The sequence below is a fragment of the Microbacterium neimengense genome (assembly GCF_054782995.1).
The window spans coordinates 116975-132901 of record NZ_BAAGRK010000003.1; the positions used below are offsets into that span (position 1 = coordinate 116975).

Annotated in this window: 14 protein-coding genes and 1 tRNA gene; 1 reads left to right on the plus strand and 14 read right to left on the minus strand. The window is 70.2% G+C overall.

What is annotated here, in order from left to right; translation table 11 throughout:
• Positions 1 to 38: 38 nt before the first annotated feature.
• Entirely contained in the window at positions 39 to 2009 is a 1971-nt protein-coding gene (locus ACYVJS_RS03205; RefSeq protein WP_460737715.1) for a purple acid phosphatase family protein, read from the minus strand.
• Positions 2010 to 2218: 209 nt separating this feature from the next.
• Between ACYVJS_RS03205 and ACYVJS_RS03210 the strand changes: the two genes are divergently transcribed.
• Complete coding sequence (locus tag ACYVJS_RS03210) at positions 2219 to 2968, plus strand: hypothetical protein (protein ID WP_460737717.1); 750 nt, start codon at positions 2219 to 2221, stop codon at positions 2966 to 2968.
• Between the two features lie 13 nt (positions 2969 to 2981).
• Here ACYVJS_RS03210 and ACYVJS_RS03215 read toward each other — a convergent pair whose 3' ends face one another.
• The 13 genes from ACYVJS_RS03215 to ACYVJS_RS03275 form a co-directional block, all read right to left on the minus strand.
• On the minus strand, positions 2982 to 3557 hold the full coding sequence (locus ACYVJS_RS03215) for an isochorismatase family protein (RefSeq protein ID WP_460737719.1): 576 nt from the start codon (positions 3555 to 3557) through the stop codon (positions 2982 to 2984).
• The gene (locus ACYVJS_RS03220) at positions 3554 to 5794 is read right to left on the minus strand and encodes an MMPL family transporter (RefSeq protein WP_460737721.1); all 2241 of its coding nucleotides are present in this window, start codon (positions 5792 to 5794) and stop codon (positions 3554 to 3556) included. Before ACYVJS_RS03220 ends, ACYVJS_RS03215 begins: the two co-directional genes overlap by 4 nt.
• Positions 5795 to 5855: 61 nt before the next feature.
• The gene (locus ACYVJS_RS03225; RefSeq protein ID WP_460737723.1) at positions 5856 to 6251 is read right to left on the minus strand and encodes a hypothetical protein; all 396 of its coding nucleotides are present in this window, start codon (positions 6249 to 6251) and stop codon (positions 5856 to 5858) included.
• 204 nt (positions 6252 to 6455) lie between these two features.
• Positions 6456 to 6528: transfer RNA gene (locus tag ACYVJS_RS03230), tRNA-Thr, on the minus strand.
• 74 nt (positions 6529 to 6602) lie between these two features.
• Positions 6603 to 8147: an alpha/beta hydrolase gene (locus tag ACYVJS_RS03235; protein WP_460737725.1), complete on the minus strand. Its 1545-nt coding sequence runs from the start codon at positions 8145 to 8147 to the stop codon at positions 6603 to 6605.
• A complete protein-coding gene (locus ACYVJS_RS03240; protein ID WP_243231491.1) occupies positions 8144 to 9298 on the minus strand; it encodes a DNA polymerase III subunit delta' in 1155 nt (384 codons plus the stop codon). The genes ACYVJS_RS03235 and ACYVJS_RS03240 overlap by 4 nt, the downstream gene beginning before the upstream one ends.
• 9 nt (positions 9299 to 9307) lie before the next feature.
• Entirely contained in the window at positions 9308 to 9979 is a 672-nt protein-coding gene (gene tmk / locus ACYVJS_RS03245; RefSeq protein ID WP_460737727.1) for a dTMP kinase, read from the minus strand.
• Complete coding sequence (topA, locus tag ACYVJS_RS03250) at positions 9976 to 12705, minus strand: type I DNA topoisomerase (protein ID WP_460737729.1); 2730 nt, start codon at positions 12703 to 12705, stop codon at positions 9976 to 9978. The genes tmk and topA overlap by 4 nt, the downstream gene beginning before the upstream one ends.
• A gap of 63 nt (positions 12706 to 12768) precedes the next feature.
• A complete protein-coding gene (locus ACYVJS_RS03255) occupies positions 12769 to 13185 on the minus strand; it encodes a helicase (protein ID WP_460737731.1) in 417 nt (138 codons plus the stop codon).
• Positions 13104 to 13436 carry a TadE family type IV pilus minor pilin gene (locus ACYVJS_RS03260; protein ID WP_460737733.1) on the minus strand — a complete coding sequence of 111 codons (333 nt, stop codon included), beginning with the start codon at positions 13434 to 13436 and terminating at the stop codon, positions 13104 to 13106. Before ACYVJS_RS03260 ends, ACYVJS_RS03255 begins: the two co-directional genes overlap by 82 nt.
• Positions 13433 to 13651, minus strand: coding sequence for a DUF4244 domain-containing protein (locus ACYVJS_RS03265; RefSeq protein WP_460737735.1), 219 nt, complete (start codon positions 13649 to 13651; stop codon positions 13433 to 13435). The genes ACYVJS_RS03260 and ACYVJS_RS03265 overlap by 4 nt, the downstream gene beginning before the upstream one ends.
• 42 nt (positions 13652 to 13693) lie before the next feature.
• Positions 13694 to 14575, minus strand: a complete 882-nt coding sequence (locus tag ACYVJS_RS03270) for a type II secretion system F family protein (protein WP_460737737.1) — start codon at positions 14573 to 14575, stop codon at positions 13694 to 13696.
• Positions 14566 to 15606, minus strand: coding sequence for a TadA family conjugal transfer-associated ATPase (locus ACYVJS_RS03275; RefSeq protein ID WP_460737739.1), 1041 nt, complete (start codon positions 15604 to 15606; stop codon positions 14566 to 14568). The genes ACYVJS_RS03270 and ACYVJS_RS03275 overlap by 10 nt, the downstream gene beginning before the upstream one ends.
• Positions 15607 to 15927: the final 321 nt, after the last annotated feature.

Here is a 15927-nt window from a genome sequence, read left to right on the forward strand (position 1 = left end):
GAACGATCCCTCTCCCACGGACGAATGCGCCGCAGATGTCAGCCGGCGAGCGCGGTGAGGGTCAGGGTCGCGCGATAGCTGCCCTTGGCCGTCTCGGTCGGGAGCTTGAGGTCGAGCGCCGCACCGAGCAGCGCCGATCCCTTCGTGTGCCCCTGTGCTGCCGAGCCGAGCACGCGGGTGACCGCGAGGCCGTCGCCGCTGTCGTAGCCCGAGGAGACGGCCGCGCCGGCGGTCGCTCCGGCACCGTCGGTGACCACCTTCGGCGTCCAGCCCAGATAACGACCGGAGAACGTCTTGTCGCCGTCCGTGAAGTCGCCGAGCACCGAGGTGAGCGACCACGGCGCCAGCGAGGAACGCGTGTCGGTGACGCTGATCGGGTTGATCTCGCCCGTCGCCTCGAAGTAGTCGCCCTTCTCCTCGGCGGTGCCGAGGTCGACGAGTCCGTTCTGTCCATCGATCGTCCAGCCGAACTCGCCGGGAGCCTGGTTGGGCACGTCGACCTGGATGTCCTGACCGTTGCCGTGGAACGGGTGGATGGTGACCGAGTCGATCAGCGAGCCGACGCCGTCGACCGCCGTGCTCGAGCCCGGCGTGCCGCACCAGCTGACCTTGCCCTGCTCCACCGCGGCGTTGGGCGCGTCGCAGGTGCCCGAGCGGATGCCCTCGACGACGAGCTGGTCGGCGCGCACCTGCACCTTGACGTAGCTGCGCACGTGCTCCTGGTTCTGCACGGAGTTGTACCAGTAGTCGCTCGGCTTCAGCGGGTCCGGGCCATTGCCCGCTCCGGTGGTGCCGCTGTTGTCGGGCGCGGTGATGTCGTAGTACTTCGAACCCGATGCCGAGTTCGCCGTCATGTAGATGACGCCGCCCTCGCCGACGAACACGTCGTTCTGCCCGGGCTGCTCGGCCGGGTTGGCCTTCTCGCCGTTCTTGATCTCGTAGCTGCGGGTGTAGACGTGGTCGTGGCCCTGGAGGACGAGGTCGACGCCGAGCTTCGAGAAGGTGGTCGGGAAGTCCACGCGGCGCACCTTGTTGTCGGCGTCCTTCGCGTGATCGGCGGCGGAGTAGATCGAGTGGTGGTACACGAGCACGGTGTACTTCGCGTCGGCGCCGTGCTGGTTCACCACATCCGTCACGTACTGCACGTGGGCCGCGTCGCCGCCGCCGTTCGCCGAGTTGTAGCTGTTGCTGTTCAGGTCGATGAACAGCACGTCCTTGTAGATGTACCAGTAGTCGCCGCCGGACGTGGTCGCCTTGTTGGCCGGGTCCTTGTAGTACGCCGAGGAGTAGTCGGTGTTGGGCGTGTAGAAGTGCTGCTCGTACGCCTTTCCACCGACGTCGTGGTTGCCGATCGTCGCGGCCCAGGGGTACTGGCGCAGCTGGTCGGGAGCGAGGAATGCGTCCCACTGCGGCTCGGTGTTGGCCGTCTCGACCTGATCGCCGCCGGAGACCAGCAGTTCCGCGTTCGGGTTGGCGGTCAGCGCGACGTTCATGGTGTCGGCCCAGCCGGCGCCGTCCTTCGCGACGTTGCCGGAGGATCCGATCTGGGGGTCGCCGAAGAACAGGAAGTCGAAGTCGCCCTCGAAGGACTGCGTCTTGAACGAGTAGGTCGGCGACCAGTTGCCGTCGGATCCCACGCGGTACGAGTACTGCGTGTTCTCCTGCAGCCCCGACAGGACGGCGTGGCGGTTGTAGCCCGTGGTCGAGACGTTGGCCGCTCCGGTGGCGGCGAAGGTCGTCACGGAGGCGACGAACTGGCCGTTCACGACGGCGGAGGTGGGCGCCAACTGCACGACCTGCGACGTGTCGGCCGAGGTGTACCAGGACACCGTGCGCTGCGTCTCGTTGGAGGCGACGCCCAGCACGATGCCGGTGTAGCCCGCCGGGTCGTCGGCGTGCGCCGCAGGGGCGACGAGGGCGCCGCTGAGCATCAGCGCGGCGCCGACCGCCGCCGCCGAGGCCCACAGGGCCGCGCGACCCGTGGGTCGCGAGGGTGCTGCAAGGAGCATGAGTCTTCCGTTTCTGGAGAGGAAGTGGATGTGGGTCAACCAGGCAGGCGCGCGGATCCCGGCGCCTGGAAGCAGGCTGGCCCGCCGAGCTTTCCTGAGAGTGAACGATCGATGGCGTACGAATCGGCTGTCGGGCGAACAGATGAGGATCACCGCGTGTCCCGCCGGTGCGCTCAGACGGTGAACGACGGCGGCAGATCTGAGGAACAATGCGCGAACCGGGGCGCGAGGGCGCAGCGACGGCCGCGGCAACCGGCATCCTGGTGTCGTCCCTCCTCCCTCAGCAAGGACTCTCCGTGCCGCATCGCCCCGCATCCCTCGTCCTCGGCGCGACGGGCCTCGCGCTCGCGCTCGTTCTGACCGGATGTGCGAGCGCCGACTGGAATGTGCCGCGCGACGCGATCGGCGTCGTGGGATCGCCCGCCCCGGGTTTCGCTCCCGACGTCGAGCCGACGCCGGAGGCCACGGTCGATCCGCGTAGCGGGTCATGGGACGACGTGCATCCCGCACCGGGCTACCGCGTCGTGCTCCTCACCTCCGGCGATGACGCCACGACCCAGACGCTGCGCGACGCCGTGACGGCGTGGGCGGCCGACGAGGACGTCGACCTGCGAACCGTGGATGCGGGCGGCGACGCGATCACAGGCATCGTCCACGCGATGGATGTGAACCCCGAGCTCATCGTCGCGGCGGGCGAGGGCCTCATCGACGCGATGGCGATGGTGACCCCGAACCACCTCGACGTCCCCTTCCTCGTCCTCGGAGCGGAACTCGCCGAGCCCACCGAGAACGTCACCGCCGTCGACTGGACCGGTGCGGGATTCCGCGGCGAAGGCCTGGGATCGGCCACGCACTTCGACGAGGCGTCCTTCACCCCCGAGCGCTGCGACGACGCCATCCGCGCAGGGGTCGCCGCCGTGCTGACCGGGATGACCGGCGTCGTGCTCTGGATCTCCTGATCTCCGCGCGCGCTCAGCGCGACGCGGTGACCTCTGCGCCGGCGTGGGCGATCTCGGCCAGGGCCTTCTCGCTCGACTCGGCGTGCACGCCTGCGACGAGGTCGGTGAACACGCGCACATGCCGGCCCGCGGCGATGGCATCCAGAGCCGAGGCGCGCACGCAGTAGTCGGTCGCGAGACCGACCACGTCGATGTCGAGGATGCCGTGCTCCTCGAGCAGCTCGGTCGCCGTGCGGCCGTCGTCGGTGCGCCCCTCGAAGAGCGAGTAGGCGGGCTCTCCCTGTCCCTTCTTGAGGTGATGGGTCACTGCGGACGCGTCGAAGACCTCGTCGTATTCGGCACCGAAGGTGCCCGCTACACAGTGCGGCGGCCACGTGTCGATGAAGTCGGGTTCTGCGGCGAAGTGCCCGCCGTTGTCGCCCTCGGCATCGTGCCAGTCCCGAGACGCGACGATGAGGTCGTAGTCACCCGCGTGCTCCGCGAGGTAGGCGGAGATCCGCTCGGCGACCGCGTCGCCCCCCGCGACACCGAGCGCACCGCGCTCGGTGAAGTCGTTCTGGACGTCGACGATGAACAGCGCCTTGGTCATGATCCGAGCGTACGCCGGTACTCGGCACGCGTCATCGGTGCCGCATCCTGCGTTTCCGGTCCGGCGCGCCACAGCTTGGAGGGCCACCACACCGCGCGTCCGATGTCGGAGGCGAGCGCGGGCACCAGCAGCGAGCGGACGACGAAGGTGTCCAGCAGCACGCCGAACGCCACGATGAAGGCCAGCTGAGCGAGGAACAGGATCGGAATGACACCGAGGGCCGCGAAGGTCGCCGCGAGCACGAGGCCGGCCGAGGTGATCACCCCTCCGGTCGACACGAGGCCGCGCACGATTCCCGCGCGGGTGCCGTGGCGCAGCGACTCCTCGCGGACCCGCGACATGAGGAAGATGTTGTAGTCGATGCCGAGCGCGACGAGGAACACGAAGCCGTACAGCGGCACCGCGGGGTCCGCCCCGGGGAAGTCGAACACATGGTTGAACACGAGCGCGCTCACTCCCATCGCCGTCCCGAACGAGATCACCGTGCTGGCGATCAGCAGGACGGGCGCCAGCACGGACCGCAGCAGAAGCATGAGGATCACGAAGACGACGGCGAGGATCACGGGGATGATGACCGTGCGGTCACGGATCGAGGTGGCGTTCGTGTCGACGTCGATGGCGGTCTGCCCGCCGACGAGCGCCGCCCCCTCTCCGAGGTCGCGATCGAGGGCGTCGCGCAGCGCCACGACCGCGTCGTCGGCCGCGGCGGAGTCCGCCGCATCCGCGAGAGTCGCGATCAGTAGGACGTCCCCGCCGACGGTGGTGGCCGCGGGCGCGGGGGTTCCGGGGGGACCGACCGCCGTGAGCTCGAGCGCGCCGGCCGAGACGGCTACCGACGCCTGACCTGTCGGCGAGTCCGCGGCGGCGATCGCCACGCTGTCGATGCCCTGGGCATCCGACGTCGCGGTCACGGCGGCGGCCGCATCCGTTTCGGAGACCACGACGTAGACCGGACTGCCGGAGCCTGCCGGGAAGTGCTCCGCGAGCACATCCTGGCCGTCACGCGCCTGCGAGTACCCGAGCACGAGGTCGCTGGAGGGCACGCCGTCGGCCTTGAGCTGCGTGATGCCTGCGGCGCCCACGAGGAGCACGACGGTGCTGATGATCCACACCGGACGGGCGCGCCGCGTGACGAATCGCGCCACCCGCGGCCAGAGGCCCGACACGGGAGCGTTCGGGTCGTCCGACGGCACCGCGGCCGGACGCTTCGGAATGAAGGGCCAGAAGGCGGCGCGGCCCACGAGCGCGAGCAGCGCGGGCAGGAAGGTGAGCGCGGAGAGCATCGCGAAAGCGATGCCGATGGCCGCGATCGGGCCGAGAGCCCGGTTGCTGGCGAGGTCCGACAGCAGCAGGCAGAGGAGTCCCGCGATGACGGTTCCGCCGGAGGCGAGGATGGGCTCGAACGCGCCGCGCCAGGCCTGTACGGTCGCCGGCCATCTCTTCTGCCCCTCGGCCACCGCCTCGCGATATCTCGCGACGAAGAGGAGCGCGTAGTCGGTGGCGGCGCCGATGACGAGGATGAACAGGATCCCCTGCACCTGGCCGTTCAGCACGAAGATTCCGGCCTTGGCGAGCCACCACACGGTCAGCAGGGCGACGCACAACGCGAACACGCTCGTGAGCAGCACGAGCACCGGCAGCAGCGGCGAGCGGTAGACGATGACGAGGATCACGAACACGGCGATGAGGGCGACGCCCAGCAACAGCCCGTCGATGCCGAGGAAGCCCTCGACGAGGTCCGCGGTGAATCCTGCGGGGCCGGTCACCCATCCTTCGACGCCCGACGGTGCATCGGTGGCGACGACGTCGCGGATCGCTTCGACGGTCTCGGGCACCTCGCCCGACGCGTCGATCGGTACGAAGATCTGCGCGGCGAGGCCATCGTCGGACACGATCGGCGGCGAGATGCCGTCGAGAATCCCCGGCGTCTGCGCGATGTCGTCTGCGACCGTCTGCAGCTCGGCGAGCTGGGCATCGGTGAGCCTCTGGTCTGCAGAGAAGACCACGACGGCAGGGAGGCTGTCGCCGGCGAGGAAGTCGGGAAGCCGCTCGTTGACCTGCGTGGAGGCCGCGCTCTGCGGCAGGAACGTCGACTGATCGTTGGTGGATACCTCATCGACCTTGCCGAAGTACGGACCACCGATCGAACCCACGACGAGCCACACGAGCACGAGCAGTGAAGGGATACCCACCCGGAGCCAGCGCGAGGGTCGGATCGGAGTCGAGGATGCGGCCATGTCGCTAGCTTATCTAGCTATATGCCTTCGGCGCCAGTCCGTCTTCTCGCGCCGCAGCGGCTCACGCCAGGAACATGGTCACCAGCGACAGGGCGAGCGCGAGGGTGCCGACGGCGAGGAAACCCACGGTGAACCACCCGGTCAGCCGTACGAGCGGAGACCGCGCGACGAACCGCATCCGATCGTCCGAGCCGGGGCGGTAGTAGATGTCCGCTTCGTCTGCGCCGGCGAGGTGCGCTTCGTCGGCGTCGCTGAGAACCGCACGCCCAACCCCGCCCTCAGCCGTGAACCAGTGCGCGACACGTCCGCTCTCGCCCGGCTCGATGACGGCGTGCGCGGGCGTCCAGGTGCCGTCGACCAGCAGCAGGATCAGCCAGACGACTCCGACGGCCACCGCGCCGAGGAAGCCGACCCAGGTGAACGTCTCCAGCAGCACATCGACGGTGTGACCCACCATCCGATCATCCCATCCCCCTGCCCCTCGCCCGCGAGACTGCATCTCCCGCACGAGATCACTGTCTTTACCCGTGATCTCGTGCCAGGAATGCAGTCTCGCGGGCCGGAGGGGCCGGATGCCGGGGCGGGGACGGGGCGGGGGCGGATGCGGGGAGCCGGGGTAAACAGAAGAGGGGCCCCTTCCGGGACCCCTCTTCTCGTGCTGAGCCGCCTAAGGGAATCGAACCCTTGACCTATTCATTACGAGTGAATCGCTCTGCCGTCTGAGCTAAGGCGGCGCGCGTCGCTTCCGCGATGCACAAGCAACGATCTTACATGCTCGAACGGGCCGCCGCGAACGCTCGACAGGCGCTCACTCGCAGCGCAGGCCGTCCTGCGGCACCGCGCCGTCGACGAAGTACGCCTCGACCGCGTCGTCGACGCAGGTGTTGCCCTTGTTGTAGCCGGTGTGCCCCTCGCCGACCCGGGTGATCAGCACGCCGGAGGCGAGCTGATCGGCCAGCGCGACCGACCAGTCGTAGGGGGTCGCGGGGTCGTTCGTCGTGCCGATGACCACGATGGGCGCGGCCCCCTGTGCGGTCAGCGCCTTGCGCTCACCGCTCGGCGGGAACGGCCACGAGGCGCACGAGTCGACGTCGCTCGACCAGTACGGCGCCACGGTCGGCGCGCGCTCCGCGAGCAGGGCCTTCGACGCCGCCTCCTGCTCCGGTGTGGCATCGTCCGGGTAGTCCATGCAGTTGTAGGCGATGAACGCCTCGGTGGAGTTGTCGCTGTAGGCGCCACCGCTGCGGTTGTAGTAGAAGTCGGCGAGCTGGAACGCGACCGACGGGTCGCCCTGCAGCGCGTCGGAGAGCGCCGTGGTCAGGTACGACCAGCTGTCCTGAGAGTAGAGCGCAGCGATGATCGCGGTCATCATCGAGTCGGCGCCCATCCGGCGGCCGTCGGCGTTGGGGAGCGGATTGCGATCGGCGCTCGCGAGCAAGGTGCTCAGATCCGCCATGCCGTCGTCGACCGTCCCGGTGAAGGGGCAGTTCGAGCCCTGGAGGCATGAGGCCATGTACGCGCGCAGCGCCGACTCGAACCCGATGCCCTGCGTCGTCGACACATCCAGCTGAGACGTCTGGGGATCGATCGCTCCGTCGAGGACGAGGCGGCCCACACGCTCCGGGAACAGCTGCGCATACGTCGCTCCGAGGAAGGTGCCGTAGGAGTAGCCGAGGTAGTTGAGCTTCTCGTCGCCCAGCACGCCGCGCAGCAGATCCATGTCACGTGCGGACTGCTCCGTGGTGATGAACTGCAGGATGCCGTCGCTGTTCGCCTCGCAGGCCTGGGCGAAGGTTGCGTTACGTGCCTCGAGCTGGCTGTTCCACTCCGCGGACCCGCGGGTGCCCGTCGGGATGTCGAACAGGTACCGGTCCATGTCGGGGGCGTCGAAGCAGCGCACCGCACTCGACTCGCCGACACCGCGCGGGTCGAAGCCGATGACGTCGTAGGCGCTCTGGAGGGCGTCGCCCACGGCGAACGAGAGCGAGTCGCGGATGAGCGCGACACCGCTGGCGCCGGGGCCGCCGGGGTTGGTCAGCAGCGAGCCGAGGGGCTCTCCGTCGGTAGCGAGGTGACGCACGACAGCGAGGTCGATCTCGCCGGCCGACGGGTCGTTCCAGTCCAGCGGCGCCGTGACCGTGGTGCAGTCGAGTCCGGTGCCGCAGGAGTTCCACGAGAGTTCCTGCCCGTAGAACGGCAGCAGTTCCTCGGAGATACCGGTCGTGTCGGGCTCTGCGCTGCGGGTCGGCGAGGGAGCGACGTCGACCTTGAATGCGCAGCCGGCGAGGGCGGCGAGGGTGACGACGACACCTGTCACGGCGATCAGGCGACGGATGCGGGGGGCGGCGCTCACGATGAGCTCCTTCCGGTGGCGACGGCGACGAGCAGACTCTCGAGCGCCAGCGCGGGGGCCGCGTTGCGCTCGAGGTTCCGGCGGGTCAGGGCGATCTCGTCGAGGACGAGGAGAGTGCGGTCCGGCTCCCACGCCGCCGCGAGGGCGTGCAGGTCGTCGGACAGCTCGGTGTTGATGAGGCCGTCGGTGCGGCCGAACTGCACCATCACCACGTCGCGGAACAACGACTGCAGATCGGTGAGGACGCGGTCGATGCCGTCGCGGAGGCTGCGCGTCGCGCGCCGCTTCTGCTCGTCGGCCAGCGCGTTGAGCTGCGATCGGACGGCGGGCGGCACCGCGGCGCCCTCGGCGAGCCCGACGGTGCGCAGCAGCGATGCCCGTTCCGCCTCGTCGCGCTCGACCGTGAGGGCCTTCGCGTCGTCTGTGGCGACCTGCACGATGCGGGCGGCCGCATCCACCGCGTCGCCGACCCCGCGCACGGCCAGGGCGCTGCGCAGCGTCTCGTCACGTCGACGGCGCGCGTCGGCGTCCGTCGCCAGACGCTGCGCCATGCCGATGTGGCGCTGCGCGTGCCGGGCGGCCTGCTCAGCGACCGCCTCGTCGACCCCGGTGCGCTGGGCGATCAGACGGGCGACGTCGGACACGTCGGGTTCGCGCAACCGCACGGTGCGCACCCGCGAACGGATGGTGGGCAGCAGATCGGCGTCGCTCGGCGCGCACAGCACCCAGATCGTGCGCTCGGGCGGCTCTTCGAGCGCCTTGAGCAGCACGTTGGAGGTGCGCTCGGCCATGCGGTCGGCGTCTTCGACCACGATCACGCGATACCTGCCCAGCGAGGGCGAGTAGTACGCGCGCTCGACGAGCTGACGCGCCTCCTCGATGCGGATGACGACCTGCTCCGTGCGAAGCGCCGTGAGGTCGGGATGGCTGCGCGCGAGCACCTGGCGCACGGCCGCGTCGTCGCCGGGCTCGGCGATGAGCGCCGCCGCGAACCCGTACGCCAGCGTCGAACGGCCGGATCCGGGAGGGCCCGTGATCAACCACGCGTGCGTGAGCTGCGCGGGATCGGATGCGGCCGCCTGCAACAGTTGCACCGCGTCGTCCTGCCCCCACACGTCTTCCCAGGGCAGAGAGGACGCGGCGGTGTGCATGCGCCCAGCCTATCCGCGGCCGTCGACGCTCCCGTCAGCGTCCACAGGAGGCAGCAGGTTCACGACGCGCTCGCGGATGACGGCGGCGATCTCGTCGACGCCCGCGGCCGCATCGATCACGAGGAAACGCTGCGGCTCCCCCGCGGCCAGGTCGAGGAAGGCGGCGCGCACACGCGCGTGGAACTCGTCCTTCTCCGACTCCAGGCGATCGAAAGGCTTGTCGGCCGCATCGAGGCGGGAGCGTGCGGATGCGGGGTCGAGATCCAGCAGCACGGTCACATCCGGGAGAGCGCCTCCGGTGGCCCACAGCGAGAGCTGGCGGATCTCCCCCGCATCCAGCACGCGCCCGGCGCCCTGGTAGGCGACCGACGAGTCGAGGTAGCGGTCCTGCACGACGATCTCACCCCGGGCCAGTGCGGGCCGCACGAGCGTCTCGACGTGTTGCGCGCGATCCGCCGCGTAGAGCAGCGCCTCGGCCCGCGCCGCGACCTCGCCTCGGTGATGCAGCACGATGTCACGCACCAGGACACCGACCTCGGTGCCGCCGGGCTCGCGCGTGCGCACGACCGTGCGACCGGACTCACGCAGCCACTGCTCGAGCAGGCTCGCCTGCGTGGTCTTTCCCGAGCCGTCGCCACCCTCGAAGGTGATCCACAGACCCGACGGCGTCGTGGCGGTCACTTCTTCGCGGGCGTCTTGCGGGTGGTGGTCTTGCGCGCCGACGTGCGTTTGGGGGCGGGGCCCTTGGCGCGCTTGTCGGCGAGCAGCTGCTTGGCCCGCTCGAAGTCGACGTCGTCGACCGTCTCCCCGCGCGGAATGGTCGCGTTGGTCTCGCCGTCGGTGACGTACGCGCCGAAGCGACCGTCCTTGATCTTGATCGGCTTGCCGCTGACCGGGTCCGCGTCGAACTCCTTGAGAGCGCTGGATGCGCGACGGGCGCCGTACTTGGGCTGCGCGTATCGCTCCAGTGCCTCCTCGAGCGTGATGTCGAAGATCTGCTGCTCGGAGTCGAGCGAGCGGGAGTCGGTGCCCTTCTTCAGATACGGGCCGTAGCGGCCGTTCTGGGCGGTGATCTCCTCTTCGGTCGCCGGGTCGACACCCACGACACGGGGCAGCTCGAGAAGTTTGAGAGCCGTGTCGAGATCGACGGTGTCGACCGACATGCTCTTGAAGAGCGAGGCGGTGCGGGGCTTGGGCGCGGCTTCCTTCTTGGCGCCGCGCTTCTTGGGCGCTTCGGCGACCTCGCCCGTCGCCTCGTCCACCGCATCCGGGTCGACGGGGTCGACCTCCTGCACGTAGGGACCGAAGCGACCGTCCTTGACGACGATGAGCTTGCCGTTGTCGGGATTCTCGCCCAGCACACGGTCGCCGGCGATCGGGGCGTCGACGAGTTCCTGCGCCTTCTCGGCGGTCAGCTCGTCGGGCGCCAGATCCTCGGGGATGTTGATGATCCGGGGCTTGGCCTCGGGGTCTGCCGGGTCGACCACCTCGAGGTACGGACCGTACTTGCCGAAGCGGAGCGTCGCGGTGTCGGTGATCCTGGTCGCGTTGAGCTCACGTGCATCGATGTCGCCGAGGTTGTCGACGATGTGGCGGAGTCCGACGTGATTCTCGGAACCGAAGTAGAACTCCCGTAGCCACTGCTCGCGCCGCTGCTCTCCGCGGGCGATCGCGTCGAGGTCGTCCTCGAGCGCCGCCGTGAAGTCATAGTCGACGAGGTCGGAGAAGTGCTGTTCGAGCAGGCGTACGACGCTGAAGGCCAGCCAGCTCGGCACGAGCGCCTGACCGCGCTTGGAGACGTATCCGCGGTCGAGGATCACGTCGATGATGCTGGCGAAGGTGGAGGGACGGCCGATGCCCTTCTCCTCCAGCGCCTTCACGAGGCTCGCCTCGGTGTAGCGCGGCTTCGGCGAGGTCGCGTGACCCTTGGGCTCCACCTCGCGCGTGGCCAGTTCGTCGCCGACGCTCATCGCCGGCAGCGACTGGTCGTCGGCCTTGTCGGCGTCGGCGCGCTTCTCGTCGCGGCCCTCCTCGTAGGCCTCCAGGAAGCCCTTGAAGGTGTAGACGGTGCCGGATGCGGTGAACTCGAGCGCCTTCTGATCCGCCGTCAGCGACAGGGTCACCGTGGTGGTCTCGTACTTGGCATCGGCCATCTGGCTCGCGACGGTGCGCTTCCAGATCAGGTCGTACACGCGCTGCTCGTCGCGGTCGAGGTGGGAGGCGACGGATGCGGGCGTGCGGAAGTGCTCACCCGAGGGACGGATGGCCTCGTGCGCCTCCTGCGCGTTCTTGCTCTTGCTCGCGTAGACGCGCGGGTTGGCGGGCACGGCGCGGTCGCCGTAGAGGCTCACGGCCTGCTCGCGCGCCGCTTCGACCGCCTGCTTCGAGAGCGAGGTCGAGTCGGTGCGCATATAGGTGATGTACCCCTTCTCGTAGAGGCGCTGGGCGACACTCATCGTGTGCTTCGCGCTCATCGAGAGCTTGCGGCCGGCCTCCTGCTGCAGGGTCGAGGTCGTGAAGGGCGCGCGGGGGCTGCGGGTTCCCGGCTTCGACTCGAGCGCGGAGACGTGCGCCGTGCCGACGCTCTCGATGGCCGCGGCCAGTGCGCGCACGTCGTCCTCGGTGAGGACGACGACGGCCTTCTTCAGCTGGCCCTTGTCGTCGAAGTCGGTGCCGCGCGCCAGCGGTGCGCCGTCGATGCGGGCAAGGCGCGCGGTGAACGACTGGTCGCCCTTGACGGCGAGCGTCTCGATGTCCCAGTAGCTGGCAGAGACGAACGACATGCGCTCGCGCTCCCGGTCGACGACGAGACGAGTGGCCGCGGACTGCACGCGACCGGCGCTCAGGGCGGCGCCCTCGCGGCCGCTGCCGACCTTGCGCCAGAGTACGGGCGAGACGTCCCAACCGTAGAGGCGGTCGAGGACGCGGCGGGTCTCCTGCGCATCGACGAGCGCGAGGTCGAGCTCGCGCGTGTTCTCGGCGGCGGCGCGGATGGCGTCCTTGGTGATCTCGTGGAACACCATGCGCTTGACCGGGACCTTGGGCTTGAGCACCTCGAGCAGGTGCCACGCGATGGCCTCGCCTTCGCGGTCTTCGTCGGTGGCGAGCAGGACCTCGCTCGCATCCTTCACCGCCCGCTTGAGCTCGGCGACGGTCTTGGTCTTGCGGTCGTTGACCACATAGAAGGGGTCGAAGCCGTTGTCGACGTCGATCGAGTACTTGCCGTACGCGGCCTTCTTCTCGGCCGGGATGTCCTTCTTGCTCGCGAGGTCGCGGATGTGACCCACGGAGCTGAGCACCTCGTAGTCATCACCCAGGTAGCCCTGGATCGAGGTCATCTTGGTCGGCGACTCGACGATCACGAGCGTCTTCCCGCTCTTCGTCGTGGTCTGAGAACCCTTTGCCAACGGTGGTCCTTTCGTCGCTGTCACCATACACACCTCGGGACGGTGGTCGGCTGGAGGACCGGTTCACCCGTCGTCGCTCGCCTCGGGCGCGGGACCCGCGCGGGCTGCGGCGTGAGCGGGGAACGGACCGAAAGCGCTGCTGAGACGCACGGTCGCGATGAGACCCTCCACCTCGCAGGATACGACCTCCGCGGATGCGGTGGCTGCCAGCTGGGCGGCACGCTCGCACGGGACGCCCGTCACGGCGCCGGATGCGGCGTCCGCCGCGGCGAGCGCCGCCGCATCCGTGGCCGCCGACAGTCGCTGCGCATGCACGCTCGCCGCACCGACCACGCCGAGACCCGCGACGAGAGCTGCGAGCGCGCCGATCGTCCCCACCGTCGCCGCCGTGCCGGGCATCAGCGTCCACCCGACAGGGCGCACGAGCGGGCGCTGAGCGAGATGGCGGGCAGCAGTGCGGGAGCCGATGCGGTCACGCACACGAGGTCGCCTTCCTCGCCGATCGTGCCGCTCGCGCCCGGGGCGGCGTGGGAGAGGACGGCGAGCGCCCGCGCGGCGTCCTCTCCTCGCGCCGCGAGCCGCGCCGCATCCGCCGCAGCATCCTGCAGGCGCACCTGAGCGGATGCGGTGGCGAGCCCGCCGACGCCGAGGGCCAGCACGAGCAGCACCGCCGGCACGGCGACCGCGAACTCCGCCGCGGCCGAGCCGCGGTCGCCGAGCCGGGATCTCATTCGACCGTGAGAGCGCGGCGCACGAGATCCTCCAGGATCCCCCGCACCTCATCGGATCGCATGATGACGACGAGAAGTCCGGCGAAGGCGACGGCGGCCATCGTCGCGATCGCGTACTCGGCCGTCGCCGCTCCGGAATCGTCGCCGAACAGCTCAGCCGCACGGCGGCGGGTGAGCGTCGGGAGGCGCCGTCGGGCTCTGGTGGTGGCGGTCATGTGTTGCTCCTCTCTTATAGGCACCGGCGGGTGGGCACGCGGTCACAGCGGGAGTGCGGATGCGCCGAGGACGCTCATGAGCATCGGCGCGACCCCCAGCAACAGGAAGGCGGGGAGGATGCAGACCCCCAGCGGCAGCAGGAGGGCGGCGCCGAGTCCGGCCGCCCGCATCCGGCCGTCCGTGCGAGCGCGGTGTCGGGCGAGGGACGCTCCGGCGCGCAGGAGCTCGACGGCGGGCACCCCGGCGGAGCGCGAGAGCTGCAGCAGCGCGTCGAGCCCCTCATCCGGCGCGTCGACCTCCGGATCGGCCAGCGTCCGGGCGCGCTCGATCGACACGCCGCCGGAGAGCGCGATCGCGACGAGCTCCGCGTGCAACCCCGGCATCGCGGGAGGGGGTGTGGCCCGACGGGTGAGCGCCCCCGTCCACACGCGCGCCACGATCATCAGGGCGATGCCCGCGATGAGGCATCCGATGCCGATCGCGCTGCCCGTGAGGACGCCGATCGTGTCGAACCCGAGCGCGACCCCCAGGCCGATGGAGACGAGCGGCAACCAGGCCATCAGCCGCGCGGTGGCGGCGGGCTCCGCAAGGGCGACGCGCACCTCGTCGCGGCACTCCTGCGCGTCGTGGACGGCAGCGGCGACCGCCCGGAGGCTCTCCGCGAGCGGAGCGCCGACGGCGGTGGCCACCCGCCAGGTCGCGGCCAGTGGCCGCCACCGGTCACCGCGGGCGGCGATCGCACCCGGGAACGGCTGCCCCTGCGTGTGCGCCGCGTGGATGGCGACCGCATCCGTATCCCCCGTGGCAGCCAGAAACCCCCAGGCCGACGCCGGTGAGATGCCCGTGCGCAGCAGGACCGACAGTCGCTGGGCCGCATCCCCCACGCCGTCCGGAGCGGGTCGACGCCGTGCGATCAGGCCCATGGGATCGACTCCATCCCCAGCCGCCCGTCGACCAGGACCGGACGTGCCATGCCTGCGACGCGCCGGGCGCCGTCGCCGTCACGGGCGACGTGGATCACGACACCGATCGCGCTGACCACCTGGCGGGCGAGCGCGGCGTCGTCGAGGCTGGCGAGCGCGCCCAGCGCCTCCAGCCGTGCGGGCACGTCGTCGATGCCGTTGGCGTGCAGCGTGCCCGCTCCGCCGTCGTGTCCGGTGTTCAACGCCGTCAGCAACTCGCGCACCTCGGCGCCGCGGCACTCGCCGACCACGAGTCGGTCCGGCCGCATCCGTAGCGCCTCGCGCACCAGGCGGGCGAGATCGATGCCGCCCGCCCCTTCCAGATTCGCCTGGCGCGCCTCGAGACGGACGTGATGCGGGTGACGGATGCGGAGCTCCGCCACATCCTCGATCGTCACGATCCGCTCGCGCTCGGGTGCGGACGAGAGCAACGCCGCCAGGAGGGTGGTCTTGCCGCTGCCGGCCGCTCCCGTCACCAGCAAGTTCTCCCGGGCGATGACGAGCTGCTGCAGCGCGCGCTCGCTCCGGGCATCGAGCATGCCCGCCTCGCGCAGTGCCGCCAAGGATCCCAGATGACGCCGCGGGACACGGATCGAGATCGTCGTGCCGTCCACGCTGACGGGCGGGAGGACGGCGTGCACCCGGACGCCGCCGTCGAGGCGCACATCGACGCACGGCGTCGCGTCGTCGATGTGTCGACCGCCCTGCGCGATGAGGTCCGTCGCGATCTCGCGAACCTCGCTCTCGGTCGCGCGCCAGTGCGGCACCTGCTCGGCGCCGCGGCCGCGGTCCACGAAGAGGCCATGCTCGCCGTTGATGAAGATGTCGGTGACCTCCGGGTCGCCGAGATGCACCCGCACCGGATCCCACGCCGCGACCGACAGCCCGCCCAGCATGGGGCGCGACGCATCGAGCTCGCGGTCGACCGCCTGCGCCTCAGCCCCGCCGGATGCGGGCGCACCCCGTGGCGCGACGACGAAGGGCTGCGGCATGGAGACGACGCTAGGCGCGTGCCCGCCGCTGAACGGGCGTGCTGGAGCGCCCGGTTGAGGAACCGCGGCGGCGCGGCGGCTGGGGAGATCCGAGCGCATCGAGCACCCAGGAGAGGTGCCCACCGCGTCCGGGCAAAAGGAAAGGCGGCATCCCATTGGGGGGTTGGGATGCCGCCGAGCACAGCCCCGCAAATTGGGGGTGATGAGGGCCGTGCTCCCCGCCGCGAGGGGCGGGCGCACACGAGCATACGCAACCTCACACCGGCGGCCAAACGGCATGCCGGATCCACCGCATTGATATATCGGTGTCCGCCGCCCACC

Bases quoted from the DNA above. Each gene is read 5' to 3' on its own strand.
- ACYVJS_RS03205 (WP_460737715.1), bottom strand. From the start codon at position 2,009: ATGCTCCTTGCAGCACCCTCGCGACCCACGGGTCGCGCGGCCCTGTGG.
- ACYVJS_RS03210 (WP_460737717.1), top strand. From the start codon at position 2,219: ATGCGCGAACCGGGGCGCGAGGGCGCAGCGACGGCCGCGGCAACCGGC.
- ACYVJS_RS03215 (WP_460737719.1), bottom strand. From the start codon at position 3,557: ATGACCAAGGCGCTGTTCATCGTCGACGTCCAGAACGACTTCACCGAG.
- ACYVJS_RS03220 (WP_460737721.1), bottom strand. From the start codon at position 5,794: ATGGCCGCATCCTCGACTCCGATCCGACCCTCGCGCTGGCTCCGGGTG.
- ACYVJS_RS03225 (WP_460737723.1), bottom strand. From the start codon at position 6,251: ATGGTGGGTCACACCGTCGATGTGCTGCTGGAGACGTTCACCTGGGTC.
- ACYVJS_RS03240 (WP_243231491.1), bottom strand. From the start codon at position 9,298: ATGCACACCGCCGCGTCCTCTCTGCCCTGGGAAGACGTGTGGGGGCAG.
- ACYVJS_RS03260 (WP_460737733.1), bottom strand. From the start codon at position 13,436: ATGAGATCCCGGCTCGGCGACCGCGGCTCGGCCGCGGCGGAGTTCGCG.
- ACYVJS_RS03265 (WP_460737735.1), bottom strand. From the start codon at position 13,651: ATGACCGCCACCACCAGAGCCCGACGGCGCCTCCCGACGCTCACCCGC.
- ACYVJS_RS03270 (WP_460737737.1), bottom strand. From the start codon at position 14,575: ATGGGCCTGATCGCACGGCGTCGACCCGCTCCGGACGGCGTGGGGGAT.
- ACYVJS_RS03275 (WP_460737739.1), bottom strand. From the start codon at position 15,606: ATGCCGCAGCCCTTCGTCGTCGCGCCACGGGGTGCGCCCGCATCCGGC.